This window comes from Bradyrhizobium sacchari, from assembly GCF_002068095.1.
Classification (GTDB): Bacteria; Pseudomonadota; Alphaproteobacteria; order Rhizobiales; family Xanthobacteraceae; genus Bradyrhizobium; species Bradyrhizobium sacchari.
Genome location: NZ_LWIG01000056.1, coordinates 55,456 through 68,737 on the forward strand (window position 1 = coordinate 55,456; position 13,282 = coordinate 68,737).

Here is a 13,282-nt window from a genome sequence, read left to right on the forward strand (position 1 = left end):
GGGCAACTACGCGTGCCATCGCCCAAGCACTGGGCGATGGCACCAGCACATGACGGTCGAATTTGAAATTTGTTTGCCGAAAGGAAACAGGATGAGTTCACTAGCGGCCACGGTCCAGAATATCTTCGACGAGCCGGGCTGCGCCAAGAATGGCAGTAAGTCGGAGGCTGAACGCAGGAATGGCTGCACCAGACAGTTGCAGCCGGGTAGCGCTGCCGGCGGCTGTGCTTTCGATGGCGCGAAGGTTGCGCTGCAGCCATTCACCGATGTCGCTCACCTGGTACATGGTCCGATCGCCTGCGAAGGTAATTCCTGGGACAATCGCAGCGCAGCGTCATCCGGCTCGGATCTGTGGCGCACCGCATTCACAACCGATTTGAGCGAAACCGACATTGTCTTCGGAGGCGAGAAGCGGCTGTGCAAAGCGATCAAGGAGATCATCGACAAGTGCGATCCGCCCGCCATCTTCGTCTATCAAACCTGCATCCCAGCGATGATCGGCGATGACATCAACGCAGTCTGCAAGGCAGCATCTCAGAAATTCTCAAAGCCGGTGATCCCGATCAATTCTCCGGGCTTCGTCGGTTCGAAGAACCTTGGTAACAAGCTCGCCGGAGAGGCCCTGCTCGACTATGTAATCGGGACGCGAGAGCCGGACTACACCACGCCGTACGACATCAATCTGATCGGAGAATACAACCTTTCGGGAGAGCTATGGCAAGTGAAGCCATTGCTAGACGAGCTCGGAGTGCGAATTCTCTGCTGCATCTCCGGCGATGGTAAATATCGCGAAGTCGCTTCATCTCATCGTGCGCGTGCGGCGATGTTGGTGTGCTCAAAATCCATGATCAACGTGGCACGCAAGATGGAGCAACTTTACGGGATCCCATTCTTCGAGGGGTCCTTCTACGGTATTCAGGATTCAAGCGAATCGCTACGCCAGCTCGCCCGCTTATTGGTTGAACGCGGCGCCCCGACAGATCTGCTCGGGCGCACCGAAGCGGTGATCGCGCGCGAGGAAGCGCGGGCGTGGGCTGCCATCGAGCCGTACAAGCCGCGTTTCGAAGGCAAAAAGGCCTTGTTAATGACGGGCGGTGTTAAGTCATGGTCGGTCGTTGCGGCACTCCAGGAAGCCGGGCTGGAGTTAGTTGGGACCAGTGTGAAGAAATCGACCAGGGAAGACAAGGAGCGCATCAAGCAGCTCATGGGGCAGGATGCCCACATGATCGAGGACATGACCGCGCGCGAAATGTACAAGATGTTGAAGGGCGCAAAAGCGGACATCATGCTATCAGGCGGCAAGTCGCAGTTTGTCGCGCTGAAGGCGGCGGTGCCGTGGCTCGATATCAACCAGGAGCGTTGCTACGCCTATATGGGCTATGTCGGAATGGTCAAGCTGGTGGAGGAGATCGACAAGTCGCTCTCCAATCCGATGTGGGAGCAGCTACGCCGACCAGCGCCATGGGAGGCATTGGCCAAGGCGAGGGAGCAGATGCAATCAGCGATGGCCGCGAGCGCAAGCGATCCGGCGCTCGCCGAAACCGCGCGCCGCGCGAGCAAGATCTGCGTGTGTAACAGCGTTGATTTGGGCACGATTGAGGATGCAATTTACAGGCACGGCCTGAGGAGCGTCGTCGCGGTCCGAGAGCATACAAATGTGGTCGGTGGCTGCTGTCAAAGGCGCATAGAAGGTATGTTCGTGTCCGAGCCGTCTGACATGCGACAGGCCGCAGAGTAGGGAGTCGTCATGGCCCTCGTCACGGCTCCAACAAAAGCCTGCGCTGTCAACCCGCTGAAGATGAGCCAGCCGATCGGTGGCGCATACGCCTTCATGGGGCTGCGCGGTGCGATGCCGCTTCTGCACGGCCCCCAGGGGTGCACATCTTTCGGACTCACGCTCTTTGTCCGGCATTTCAAAGAAGCAATACCGCTGCAGACCACCGCGATGAGCGAGGTTGCGACGGTACTCGGCGGCTATGAGAATCTCGAGCAGGCGATACTGAACATTTATAACCGTACCAAGCCAAAGATAATCGGGATCTGCTCGACCGGTGTCACCGAGACCAATGGCGACGATGTCGATGCGTACCTCAAGCTAATCCGGAGCAATCATCCGCAACTCGCAAAGTTGCCACTGGTGTATGTATCAACGCCTGATTTCAAGGGCGCCTTCCAGGATGGCTGGGAGAAGGCTGTTGCACGCATGGTGGAGGTGCTGGTGGACCGGCCCAGCGCCAATGGCCTGTGGTATCCATCGAAGGTGAATGTTCTGCCGGGGTGTCACCTGACGCCGGGCGACCTTGATGAACTCCGTGTCTTGTTGGAGGATTTCGGATTGTGTCCCTCCTTCCTCCCTGACTTGGCGGGATCCCTCGACGGGCATATCCCCGATGAGTTTACGTCAACAACCATCGGCGGCATTGACGTCGACGAAATCGCGAGCATGGGGCGCGCAGGGTGGACGATTGCAATCGGAGCGCAGATGAAGAGCGCGGCTGAGGTCATGCAGGCGAAGACCGGCGTGCCTTTTCGCGTGTTCGAGCGGCTGTGTGGTCTCCATCCGAACGACGAATTCATGACGTTTTTGAGCGAGATCAGCGGCCGCCCAATACCCTTGAAATATCGACGCCAGCGCAGTCAGCTCGCGGACGCTATGCTGGACGCTCACTTTCATATTGGCGGCCGCAAAATCGCGATCGGTGCTGAGCCAGACCTTCTGTTCGATTTATCCGGCATGCTGCACGATATGGGGGCGCAGGTGACCGTCGCCGTGACGACCACTCAGTCAGAGGTGATCGAGCGGATCAGGACCAGGGAGGTTCTCATTGGCGACCTCGAAGATCTGGAAGGACTTGCCAAAAAAACGCACTGTGATCTGCTGATCACGCATTCGCATGGAAGGCAAGCGGCGGCGCGGCTGAAAGTGCCGTTCTATCGTACAGGTTTTCCAATATTCGATCGGCTTGGCGCGGGCCACCAAATATCCGTGGGCTATCGTGGTACCCGCAATCTGATCTTCGAAATCGCCAACCTCGTGATCGCGCATCGTGAGGAGAACGATCGTCCTACGCCCGATAGGTGGCGGACTGCGCCCGGACTGCGGCGATGCTCGGGGGACGGCTCCGCCGCCGCGGCTGAGAGGTCGATTGCATGAAGGTCGCGTTTGCCACTCAGGACCTGAGACGCGTCGATGCTCATTTTGGTTGGGCAAAGAATATCGCAATCTACGATGTCGCGGCTAGCGGGCACGTGTTTGTTAAAGCGATCGAGTTTGAGGGCGATCTTAAGGAAGACGGGAACGATGATAAGTTGATGCCAAAGATCGAGGCGATCAAGGATTGCGCAATTCTTTACGTCGCCGCCATTGGTGGGGCTGCGGCTGCGCGAGTGGTGGCCAACAAAATCCATCCTATCAAGGTGAGCAAACCAGAAAGCATTCCGGTATTGCTAGAAAAGCTCGAGCGGGTGCTGAAGGGCACGCCACCTCCCTGGCTGCGCAAGGTCCTTGCAAAGGATCAACGGCGGACGTTTGAGTTCGGCGAATGAGGGGACATGACCGCAAAAAAGGAGCAGCAGGACAGCGCAGTCGACGCACCATTCCTCATCGAATTGGTCAAAACTTTGCGTGCTCAGGATACCAACGGATCTTGGGAAGGGAAGAGCGATCTTGATCTGCTCGAACCCTATATACTGAACAAGGAGAAACGGCGCACTTTGCCGATTATCGGTGGTCCCGATCCCAATACACTGCGGCGGCTTGAGCTGTTCTTCGAAGCGGTCACACGCTCGATAGAGAGGGAGACCGGCGTTATTATTCAACCGCTCCTGAAGCTGCATGCTGGAGGCTTCGGGCGCATAGTTCTCATCGCCGGCAGGCTGATCGCTGTGAACAAGCAGCTGCGCGATGTGCATCGCTTCGGATTCGACAATTGCGTCAAGCTGGCTCAGGAGGGAGATAAATATGTCAGCGAGGGAATCAGCCTGATTCGGAAGTTTCCAAACGTGGTGAACTATTGAGGATGCGCGCTCATGGGCGATCGTGAAACACTGAAGGCCGAACTAAAGAAAGTGTCCGCCAAGGCGATACAGGCCAAGATGGATCTGCACGACCTTTCGGAAGAATTGCCCATCAACTGGACGTCGATCATGGTGGTGGCGCAGAAGGCGTATGATGTCTATGCCGAACTCGAGCGCAAGAATCGCGAGCTGAAAGCGCTGGAAAATACTTGAAGGGGCAATGCATGTCATTTGCAACGCGAGACGGCCGCGACTGGACGCCACAATATCTGACCTCGATAGATGCCAAGAAGTGCATCGGCTGTGGCCGCTGTTTCAAAGTGTGCGGCCGAGATGTCATGACGTTGAAAGGAATCAGTGAGGACGGGGAACTTGTCAGCCTCGACGATGAGGACGACGAGATCGAAAAGAAGATCATGGTTGTGAATGATCAAGGCGCCTGCATTGGCTGCGCTGCATGCGCGAGGGTTTGCCCGGCCGACTGCCAGAGTCACACTTCAGCCGGAGCCGAGGCTGCATGAGCGAAGGCGGCTCTCTCTCTCTCTCTCTCTCTCTCTCTCTCTCTCTCTCTCTCTCTCTCTCTCTCTCTCAGCAGCTGCATCAGCAGGCAGGATATTGAGGGAGGAGCCGTTGGTGATCAGGCGAACCGGTACCGGAAACGCGACCGGCGGCCTCGAGTGGCCCGACCTTTCACTAAACAGTAAGACACAACGAGCGAAGATATTAGCGCATAGGGCGCATAGTCTGCTTAGACCCGAGGCAAGCCATACCGACCGAGTGGCGTCCCGCTTGCGAATCGTTCTATCGCAAGGCCCACATTTTCGGGAGAGGCGCCGCCCTCGCCCTTGCGCCTGGACGGGTGATCAAGTGACCTTCGTGGTCCTTTGCCGGTTTCCGAAGTAGGGGACGTTCCTACGAAGCCAATGATGCCCATCTTATCTTGTGGCATGCCCGTTGCGGGATCGGCAGGAGCGTGAGACGGCGCGCGGCGCGCCCGTCCAGGACAATTGGCCGCCCGATCATGGCGAATCGCGTTGAAGCGCCTGTGATGGCGGCACCTGTGTCCTTCGCAATTATTAACTGTTGGCCGGATGCCCCTGCCGGAATTAGATGTACGGTGCAATAGCGTATACGAGTTCGTGGACGCCGTACACGAGCGGTAATTCTGCTCGCAAGCCGCCGATCCTCGACACACGGCCGCAATGGTCAATGTGCCTGGTCGAATGGAAACGGGGTGGTGCAGATCTAAGCCGTTAGGCGTCACATTCTTGATGGATCGAGCCCGGGAAATATCACGCGCCGTCAGCCTACGATTGGCGACCCGCGGGTGTACGTCACTCGCGCGCGGATTGTGCAGCCGCCGCTTGGTAGTGCGGCGCAGATGCTGCGGTCAGGTTGTGGTCAGTGTATATCATCGCCAGCTGGCGCGGAACGAGCTCCATCGGGTGCAATTTTGGCGGTACGAGAGCGATCTGATGTATAACAGAATCGTTGGCTGATCCGGCCAGTCCACAAGCGCTAGCGAAGCTGATGAATGGGGAGAAGCGGGAGATAGCCACCGCTTTGCGGAAACAATTGCAGGCATGCAGCCGGAGCGCTCGCCATCCGGAGCAATGGCGCGATACCCTCTGGCTTCGAACTTGCCCATTGAGGAGATGGACCGAGATGACTTCATGGCTAGGGTAAAGACATTCTTGACCTTTGACATCGGGCGTATTGCCGAAAACCCACAATGACAAGCCTCGAGTGGTCGTCCGTCGAGAAGCCGATTTCAGCGGTGAGTGATCGCTGAGGGCGGGGATGATGGTGGTCAGGAAAAGACGCCAAAGAGTCCTCAGGTAGGCGAGGATGCGGCGGAAATTTTGGCGGACGGCGGAGACGATGACGTTGGCGGCATCGCCAGCGCGGCCCTTGAGGTAGCAGCGGCCGAGGTGACCACGGCCTTCAGGTGTCCGGCGACGGGTTCGATGCCGAAGATCCCGCGCTTTTGGCCGGAGATGAAGACCGAAACTCGTAAGGTGCGCTGGCCTTTCCCTTGCCGATGCGCTTCACCTCCCGCGCGTGGAACGAATACAGCTTTCAGCCTCGCTGGCGCTGCTGCTGCGAGCGGATCTGCGTGGCCCAGCCAAGCGGGAGGGCCAACGCGTTCTCGAGCGCAACGGACCTCCATCTTGCGGCGGATGTCGCGGATGATCGGGCCAGCTGCCTGCGCAGGATGCGCAACTGCCGCTGATGTCGCTTGAATTGCTTGGAATGGGCGTAGCGAGAACCATCATTGCTGCGGTCTTGCCAATGCGAAGATAGGACTGCCGCAGCTTGACTCCGTGCTTGTCGCGAGCGGTCGAGCCCCTTGATCGTCCGCGTGCAGCAGCTTGGCCCCGGCTGGCGGGTGATAGTCTTCTTCACGGTCGTGTCAACCGTGACCGCTTCAGGGCCTGATTGCGTAACACGGCGGCCTTGTGCGCCACCCGTAGGCTCTCGGCCAGCAACAGCTCCAGCTTGTTGGCTAGCCACTTGCGCCAGTGGCTCAGGTCCGAGCGCTCGTGTGCGTGCTGAAAGAACTCTACTGGAAATACCGTTCGTGGAACCGGCGCGCGCACCCCCTCATCGGACAGGCCGTAAATGTGCCTGAGCAGCAGCAGCCCGATCACAAAGCGGGTCGCGGTCCCGGACCGGCCCCTCTTGCTGTACTGCGGCGCGATCTCGCCATCCATCCAGTCCCAATCAACCTTGTCGGCGAGCTGGACCAGCGCGTGCTTCATATTGATGATCTGGTTCAGCCTGGCCCGGAACAGATCGCCCGATCCCGTGGTGCATCATCTCCGATGCGACGACGGAATCATGTCTGGCGATTCGACAGAACCTTAAAAATGAAATTGCAAGGCTCCGGTGCCAGGTACACCAAACACTGCATTCGCAAACGAGTCCACCGGACAAAAATGCGATCCTAGCTTAATCGCTTAGCCGTTCGTCACGGACGACGAAGTAGCTTCCTCTTCACAAGAGCGCACGACCGATGCTCAAACCCCGGCGCGTCAGCTCATAGTCAGCTACACCTCTTACCATCGTCGGTAGAGCTCGCGCGAGCTCAGCACCCTCAAACCGTACCGACAGGAGAGCGATCCGATGTATAGCCGAATTGTTGGCTCATCCAGCCAATCCACAAGCGCTATTCAGGCTGATGAATCGAGTCATTCAGATGACGAGGGCTTTGCGGAAAGGCTTGCAGGCATGGCACCTGATGCTGGCCCAAGTTCGTCTCAGGCAGCGACACGGCCGTACTCCGTTGTTTCCGAAGCTCCGATCGAAGAGATCGACATCGGTACCTTCGGAGAAGAAGTGAAGGCCTTCTATGGCGAGGACATCAAGCACATTGCCGATCATCCATTGGAGTACTCGGATTTCATATCCACTAAAGCTGATCGCGCAGCAAACGTTGCTAGAATGTACGGTCACACCGACGAAGATACGGACGAGGCGCGATATTACGCCTATCGCTTGGGTGACAAAACTGTTGGGCTTCTGAGAACAGAAGGCGGACTTCGGGTAGGAGGAAGGCGATTCAGCGCCCAGTTTCCCGGTCGAGACTCGGTCACATCCCAAGTAGATCTTCGGGTTACTCATCCGCTCGTCGAGAACGCCGGCGATATTCTACTGGAGCATCAGCTTCGGGAGGACGGCGAGCGAGCATTGATTATGTCAAAACCTGCGTTGCCAGGCATCGAGACCCGCCTGGCTCAGATGGGCTTTGTTCCTGTGAGTGATAAGAATCACTGGGTGCTTGATCCTCACCAGCATCCCGACAAGTGGACACATAACGCTGAAGGTAAATGGCAACGGGTAGGCAAACCTGAAGGATATCTCGCCGCCGAAAGTAGCGGTGCTCAGGCAAAAATCGAGCGAGCTCCGAGCGAAGCAAGTGATGAGACAGAGTCGTCCGGCGATGACACGTCGTGGTACTTCGAGCGCCTTAATCTAGGCCCGAGGTCGGCTGCCGAATAGTCGCTGTGAACGAGCCGGCCCTTAAAGCGGTGGCTACTGAGCTGATTGAGTATGCTGCTGCAGGTATGGCTCGCCACTTCAAAACGCGCTTGCGTTAGGCGGCGGGGTCGCGCCCGGAGTGCTGCACCCACCAGCGTCGGGCCGCTCGCCGCCAGCGCGGCTTAGCCCTCAGCTGCCTGCGCTGGCGCTGCGGAGCCCCGTGCTCCCCACGGGGTCGGCTAGGGGCGGTCACCGACCAATCCTGCTGAGTGGGACGCCATACAGTCGGCGAAATCTCGCTCGCGAGCGCAATGCGCTTTGTCAATGCACCAAGGCAGAGCCCGTAAGAGCGGCGGCGTGCGCTCAAAGAGTACCATGAAGTGATCATGAAGCAGATTGAGGACAAGCAAGCTGGAAATGAGATGGCCTCTCTGCGAGATGGTCAAACTTGGCTGCGAGATTTGCTTGGAGCTGTGGGGGCGCTAACGGCAAGGAGGCTATTCTTTCTCTCGTGATTGTTTGTGGCCTGATGACGCGTTCGCCGATGTTGGCGTCGAGCTCAATGGGACCGTCAGTCAGGAAGCGTTCGAAGATGGCACAGCACGAGACGGCATAGCGGATCGCCTCGGCCAGTTTTATTTTCCGGAGATCCGCCGCAAGGTGTGCTGGCATAGATCGAAGAGATTTGCGACGGCAGCCGCAGAGGCTTGTTGGTCGCGCGGCAACGCGTAGTTGGGCCCTTGACCCCGCACGGTCTTGTCAATCTGCCAGAGCGTCGCCGCCTGCTTGAGCGTCGCTGTTTCCATTCTCGAGCTTCCTGCAACATGCAGGTCCTAGAACTTGCGCCGGCTGTGTGACCAGCAGCCACGCGCGGGCGCAAAGGTCTTGGCCTAAAGCGGGCGCACGCGCGCGCCGCGTGCGCGCCGTCGCAGGCTGGAAGCGAGCGTTCAGCGTTCTGCGAAGGCACTTGCGATGCCGCGATGGGATACGCTATTGGACGGCATCGTAACCGGGCCGTCCACAGGTGGCGATCAACGAGCAGCAAAGACCGGCCGCCGCCTTTAGCTGTCCGAAAACTGGTCCAGAAAGGTTGGAGCGCGAAAGCTGCAGCTGCGCAGCCAGCATGAAAACGGCAGCAAGGCTCAAGGATTGTGCGAATTGGCCTGAATTGTGCGCTCGGGCCAATGAGGTGTGCTTCCAATGGCGAAGCTTGCGCATTGGATTGCCGGAAACACGAGCCGTTCCCGCACTTGTACGGTTCTTGCAGCGTTGATTGCACCGCGACAATGAAGAACGTCTTGCAATAAACGAGCGATGAATGCAGCCAGATTCGGTCTATGCGATTTGCGGCTTTAACGACATTTCGAGCCGCCAGGCCATGGGATTCAATCTTATGGTCGTCGATGATGACGGCAATCACCGCCCGTGGTCCATCATTGTGGTGCGCTGGGGCAAGAAGGTACTTGGATATGTCAATAAATGCCCCCACAACAGCGTCAATTTGGACTGGGAACTGAACCAATTCCTCGATCCATACGGCATCCGGCTGATGTGCGGCAAGCACGGTTCGACCTTCGAGCTCGGCACCGGGCGGTGCGTCGAAGGTCCATGTCAAGGTAGAGCACTCACCCCGATCGCGTTGGTCGTTCTGGATGGTGACATCTGTGTCGTCGGTGTGCATCTTGTGGAAGACGATGCATCGGCCAACAACTGAAGACGGCGCTCAGACCGGGCGGTTCTCGTTGCGGTTTTTCACAGCCTCCATCCTCTTTAGTCCGTCGTCATACGAGATCTCCTCATAGGATAGATCGAGATCCCTTGTGGCATCGAGGAGGTAATCAAGCTTGCCGCCCGGATCGAGCTTCTTGACGTCGTCCTTGTTCAGCCCGACCAGGTCCATCAGCTCCTTCCAAACGGTAGATTCATCGCACGGTAAGACCTGGAAGTTAATCTCGCCGAGCTTAACTCGATATTTCGCCAGCAAATCGATGTTGTTGCAGAAAATGAAGTAGCGGCCGGTTGGGCTTAAGGCGCCGTCGAGGATGGTCGCGACGTCAGCAAGATACGCGAAGGAATGTAAGTAGCCGGCCAGCACGGGAATAGTGCGTTCTCCGTCCTGCGCGATGGTCAGAACCTGCTCGATCGAATAGTCTGGCGGACGTTTCTCGTCCGCGACCTGAGTCTGGAACTTTAGTGCGATGTCGCCACGAAATCCGAACCGGCCCGGCTTGGTGGTTGCGCCTTTGAGTACGGCGTTGAGGAGGCGACCCTCCTTCTCAAGTCTGCCGAGTGCGGTGTTCTCGATTGCAGTCATTAAATGTGTCCTCGATCTAAGCTCTTCACCAACCCACGGTCGGTACCAGATGCGATGCAAATTGCCTGCCGCCGCATGCGTAGCGGCCTTCAGTGTTGAAAGTGCGTCGGTGGCGGGCACCGCCTCTCGTAGCCTTGTCAGGAACCCGACGTCCGTTGCCAAGCCAACGGACGTGAAGGTGAACATCACTAGCGTTTAAACACTGGCACGTGACTTGCTCTTAGCTCGGTCCAAGCTGATGAGACAAAGACGTGATCAACCTGACCGATAGCGCAGTGAATGCAATCAAGCGCGCGATTTCATCGTCAGTGCGCCCGGCCGGTGGTCTGCGCCTTATGATCGAAACAGGCGGCTGCAATGGATTCAAATACAAGATGTGCCTGGTTGAGGAACCGAAGCCTGACGACACGGTGATCGAATGCGATGGGCTGAAGGTGTTCGTCGATACTAACAGCCGTGAGCATCTGGCCGGCACGACTATCGATTTCGTGACGGCACTGGAGAGCTCCGGCTTTACCTTTCACAACCCGAACGCCACCGCGAACTGCTCCTGCGGAAAATCGTTCAACTGATGAAAAAATGTCTGGGTGATCACGAGAAAACATCGAACCATGCCGCCCGAATCAGAGCACCTCATGCAATCGTCGTCAACTACGACAAAGCGAGAGCGTCGCATTCGCGGCGCGCTTGATGAGATCCGACTCAATATGCAACGCGACGACGGCTGTCAGGTGATCGGTGTAGATAGCAGCATGATGATGGCTACGCTGGCCGTAACCTCCACTTCGTGTAAGCTTTCGAAGGCAACGCTGCAAGGCATTCAGGGGCGGGTGGTAAGCAAACTCAGCGAGCGGGGGCGCCTGATCCTCGTTGCTGCTGCAGGCTAGGTACCGAATTTGAGCGAGAAACGAGTGCCGATTTACCTCGATAATAATGCAACGACGCGGACCGATCCAACTGTCGTGCAAGCGATGTTGCCGTTCTTCACCGAGCAATTCGGCAACGCCTCGTCCACACATGCCTTCGGCGACGAGGTCGCAGTCGCTGTGAGGCAGGCGCGGGCAAGCTTGCGGGACCTGCTAGGGAACGCATACGATCATGAAATCGTCTTCACCTCGGGAGGGACCGAAGCCAATAATGCCGCGATCCTCTCTGCTCTTGCGACGCAGGAAGGTCGAGACGAGGTTGTCACCACCTCGGTTGAGCACTCCGCCGTACTTGCGCTAACCCAACAATTAGCGACAAAGGGAGTCAAGACGCACATAGTACCCGTAGATGCCCGCGGCCGGCTCGAGATCGAGGCGTTTCGCAGCGCGCTTGGCCCACGCACAGCGATTGCCTCGGTTATGTGGGCAAACAACGAGACCGGAACGCTGTTTCCGGTGGAGTTTCTGGCCGGGTTGACCCGCGAGGCGGGCGCGCTGTTTCACACCGATGCGGTCCAGGCCATCGGTAAGGTGCCGTTGAACCTAAAGGACAGCGGGATCGACATGCTGGCGCTATCCGCGCACAAACTGCACGGCCCCAAGGGGGTCGGCGCATTATATTTGCGTAAAGGGACAACATTCCGGCCGCTGATCTGCGGCGGATCACAGGAACGAGGGCGGCGCGGGGGTACTGAGAATATTCCCGGAATCGTCGGACTGGGAAAAGCTGCCGAGCTTGCGGCGGAGCGGCTTGAACCCGAGCGCATCCGCATTGCCGCGCTACGCGACCGCCTTGAACAGGGAATTTTGCACAATGGCGAGTGCGTTGTGCTCGGCGACCTCGGCAATCGGTTGGCCAACACGACCAATATTGCGTTCGACCATCTCGAAGGCGAAGCCATTGCCCACCGTCTCAACCGAGCTGGCATCGCCGTGTCACTCGGCTCAGCTTGCAGTTCGGGTTCAATGCAGCCATCGCATGTTCTGCGTGCCATGCAGGTGCCGGCGTGGCGTATGCACGGCGCCGTGCGATTTTCGCTCTCGCGTGAAACGTCCTTTGCTGAAGTCGATGAGGTCGTGTGCGCAGTGTCAGATATCGTGGCTCGCATGCGCGCCACCTCCCGCGCCACTGTCAGGGAGCAGACCTCGTGAAAATCATGATCCGCCGCTCTCCGGACGCGGGCCTATCGATCTACGTGCCAAAAAAGGATCTCGAAGAGCCAATCGTGGACTCCGAATACGAGACCCTATGGGGCGGCTGGATCAAAGTAGCTAACGGCTGGGTGCTCGATTTGCCCGAGATGGCGAGCGACACACGCTTACCGATCACAATCGACGCGAAGAAGCGGGATGTGAACGGCGACGATCCGTGAAAGGCACTCACGGGGATCGGCTTTGTCGATGCGGCTGATGCAAAGGTCACTCTAGTGGACCTTGGCGCCCTCCTGGGGACCGAAAGCATTGTCGTCTATCTCGTCCTGTCATGACGGAATGGTGCAGATGCGAGGTGCTGAGCGCACCCAGAGGCATCCGTCGGCTTCCTTCGCCGGCAGGTTGGCCCTGTCTCGGGGGGCTTTGGGAGCGAATGGCTGTCTGCGCAGCATATCAGGATCAGCAAACGGCAGCCCGCCGCGACGGCATTGATGATGCAGGCATTGCTCGGCCGGTTGGGCCGAGGCGATTGCCACATATCTTCGGCCCTCATTGCTGTCCGTCATAGTAGGGGCGCGTGTCGCCGATCCCCCAGTTCGGATCCGCCCAATTGAGAGCGGCAGCGCGCGAAAGCCCGGTTAGATCAGGCCGGATCCGGGCGCGCCCGGCGCAAGAGCGAATGCGCAAAATGGAGCTCTGAGTGAGAATGGCGACGCATCTGTCGCCTTGCCGACAGGCCTCATCATTGCTGTTCTTGCACGCGCCAACGCTATCGTTGCGATAACTCGGTGGACTACGGTGGCAATCGCACATCCTCGCCATGGCATGCAAGTTGCTACGCAGCTTCTTGAGGAGCGCTCAAAGATGACCTTGGGGGGGCGATGTTGCTTGC

At 58.1% G+C, this 13,282-nt stretch carries 13 protein-coding genes and 2 pseudogenes; 12 read left to right on the forward strand and 3 right to left on the reverse strand.

Annotation, left to right across the window (positions count from 1 at the left end; genetic code table 11):
• The first annotated feature begins 91 nt into the window (after positions 1-91).
• The 6 genes from nifE to fdxB are packed head-to-tail and all read left to right on the forward strand — an operon-like array spanning position 92 to position 4,538.
• The gene (gene nifE / locus A5906_RS34945) at positions 92-1,738 is read left to right on the forward strand and encodes a nitrogenase iron-molybdenum cofactor biosynthesis protein NifE (RefSeq protein ID WP_080139683.1); all 1,647 of its coding nucleotides are present in this window, start codon (positions 92-94) and stop codon (positions 1,736-1,738) included.
• A 9-nt stretch (positions 1,739-1,747) separates the two neighbouring features.
• Positions 1,748-3,154, forward strand: coding sequence for a nitrogenase iron-molybdenum cofactor biosynthesis protein NifN (nifN, locus tag A5906_RS34950; RefSeq protein ID WP_080139652.1), 1,407 nt, complete (start codon positions 1,748-1,750; stop codon positions 3,152-3,154).
• Positions 3,151-3,546, forward strand: a complete 396-nt coding sequence (gene nifX / locus A5906_RS34955) for a nitrogen fixation protein NifX (protein WP_080139653.1) — start codon at positions 3,151-3,153, stop codon at positions 3,544-3,546. The genes nifN and nifX overlap by 4 nt, the downstream gene beginning before the upstream one ends.
• Positions 3,547-3,552: 6 nt before the next feature.
• Positions 3,553-4,017 carry a NifX-associated nitrogen fixation protein gene (locus A5906_RS34960; RefSeq protein WP_080139654.1) on the forward strand — a complete coding sequence of 155 codons (465 nt, stop codon included), beginning with the start codon at positions 3,553-3,555 and terminating at the stop codon, positions 4,015-4,017.
• Between the two features lie 12 nt (positions 4,018-4,029).
• The gene (locus A5906_RS34965; RefSeq protein WP_080139655.1) at positions 4,030-4,230 is read left to right on the forward strand and encodes a CCE_0567 family metalloprotein; all 201 of its coding nucleotides are present in this window, start codon (positions 4,030-4,032) and stop codon (positions 4,228-4,230) included.
• 11 nt (positions 4,231-4,241) lie between these two features.
• Positions 4,242-4,538 carry a ferredoxin III, nif-specific gene (gene fdxB, locus A5906_RS34970; protein WP_080139684.1) on the forward strand — a complete coding sequence of 99 codons (297 nt, stop codon included), beginning with the start codon at positions 4,242-4,244 and terminating at the stop codon, positions 4,536-4,538.
• A 1,239-nt stretch (positions 4,539-5,777) separates the two neighbouring features.
• Here the strand turns inward: fdxB and A5906_RS34975 are convergent.
• A pseudogene (locus A5906_RS34975) lies at positions 5,778-6,812 on the reverse strand (transposase); the annotation flags it as partial.
• A gap of 331 nt (positions 6,813-7,143) precedes the next feature.
• Between A5906_RS34975 and A5906_RS34980 the strand changes: the two are divergent.
• Positions 7,144-8,019, forward strand: a complete 876-nt coding sequence (locus A5906_RS34980) for a host specificity protein (RefSeq protein ID WP_245327058.1) — start codon at positions 7,144-7,146, stop codon at positions 8,017-8,019.
• A 483-nt stretch (positions 8,020-8,502) separates the two neighbouring features.
• On the opposite strand, the pseudogene A5906_RS45590 reads toward A5906_RS34980, so the two are convergent.
• Positions 8,503-8,864 (reverse strand): annotated as a pseudogene (locus A5906_RS45590) (IS66 family transposase); the annotation flags it as partial.
• Positions 8,865-9,316: 452 nt separating this feature from the next.
• On the opposite strand from A5906_RS45590, the gene A5906_RS34990 reads away from it, so the two are divergent.
• Complete coding sequence (locus A5906_RS34990; protein ID WP_080139657.1) at positions 9,317-9,712, forward strand: Rieske (2Fe-2S) protein; 396 nt, start codon at positions 9,317-9,319, stop codon at positions 9,710-9,712.
• Positions 9,713-9,721: 9 nt separating this feature from the next.
• Here A5906_RS34990 and A5906_RS34995 read toward each other — a convergent pair whose 3' ends face one another.
• On the reverse strand, positions 9,722-10,312 hold the full coding sequence (locus A5906_RS34995) for a hypothetical protein (RefSeq protein ID WP_080139658.1): 591 nt from the start codon (positions 10,310-10,312) through the stop codon (positions 9,722-9,724).
• 251 nt (positions 10,313-10,563) lie between these two features.
• On the opposite strand from A5906_RS34995, the gene A5906_RS35000 reads away from it, so the two are divergent.
• The 4 genes from A5906_RS35000 to nifT are packed head-to-tail and all read left to right on the forward strand — an operon-like array spanning position 10,564 to position 12,611.
• Positions 10,564-10,884, forward strand: coding sequence for a HesB/IscA family protein (locus A5906_RS35000; protein ID WP_080139659.1), 321 nt, complete (start codon positions 10,564-10,566; stop codon positions 10,882-10,884).
• Positions 10,885-10,923: 39 nt separating this feature from the next.
• A complete protein-coding gene (locus A5906_RS35005) occupies positions 10,924-11,199 on the forward strand; it encodes a hypothetical protein (RefSeq protein ID WP_080139660.1) in 276 nt (91 codons plus the stop codon).
• A 9-nt stretch (positions 11,200-11,208) separates the two neighbouring features.
• Entirely contained in the window at positions 11,209-12,390 is a 1,182-nt protein-coding gene (nifS, locus tag A5906_RS35010) for a cysteine desulfurase NifS (RefSeq protein WP_080139661.1), read from the forward strand.
• Positions 12,387-12,611 (forward strand): putative nitrogen fixation protein NifT, encoded by a 225-nt coding sequence (gene nifT, locus A5906_RS35015; RefSeq protein WP_080139662.1) that lies wholly within the window; start codon positions 12,387-12,389, stop codon positions 12,609-12,611. Before nifS ends, nifT begins: the two co-directional genes overlap by 4 nt.
• Positions 12,612-13,282 lie beyond the last annotated feature (671 nt).

Excerpts from the sequence above, each read along its gene's own strand:
- nifX (WP_080139653.1), top strand. The coding sequence starts at position 3,151 with ATGAAGGTCGCGTTTGCCACTCAGGACCTGAGACGCGTCGATGCTCAT.
- nifE (WP_080139683.1), top strand. The coding sequence starts at position 92 with ATGAGTTCACTAGCGGCCACGGTCCAGAATATCTTCGACGAGCCGGGC.
- nifN (WP_080139652.1), top strand. The coding sequence starts at position 1,748 with ATGGCCCTCGTCACGGCTCCAACAAAAGCCTGCGCTGTCAACCCGCTG.
- A5906_RS35005 (WP_080139660.1), top strand. The coding sequence starts at position 10,924 with ATGCCGCCCGAATCAGAGCACCTCATGCAATCGTCGTCAACTACGACA.
- A5906_RS34980 (WP_245327058.1), top strand. The coding sequence starts at position 7,144 with ATGTATAGCCGAATTGTTGGCTCATCCAGCCAATCCACAAGCGCTATT.
- A5906_RS34965 (WP_080139655.1), top strand. The coding sequence starts at position 4,030 with ATGGGCGATCGTGAAACACTGAAGGCCGAACTAAAGAAAGTGTCCGCC.
- A5906_RS34995 (WP_080139658.1), bottom strand. The coding sequence starts at position 10,312 with ATGACTGCAATCGAGAACACCGCACTCGGCAGACTTGAGAAGGAGGGT.
- fdxB (WP_080139684.1), top strand. The coding sequence starts at position 4,242 with ATGTCATTTGCAACGCGAGACGGCCGCGACTGGACGCCACAATATCTG.
- A5906_RS34960 (WP_080139654.1), top strand. The coding sequence starts at position 3,553 with ATGACCGCAAAAAAGGAGCAGCAGGACAGCGCAGTCGACGCACCATTC.
- A5906_RS34990 (WP_080139657.1), top strand. The coding sequence starts at position 9,317 with ATGCAGCCAGATTCGGTCTATGCGATTTGCGGCTTTAACGACATTTCG.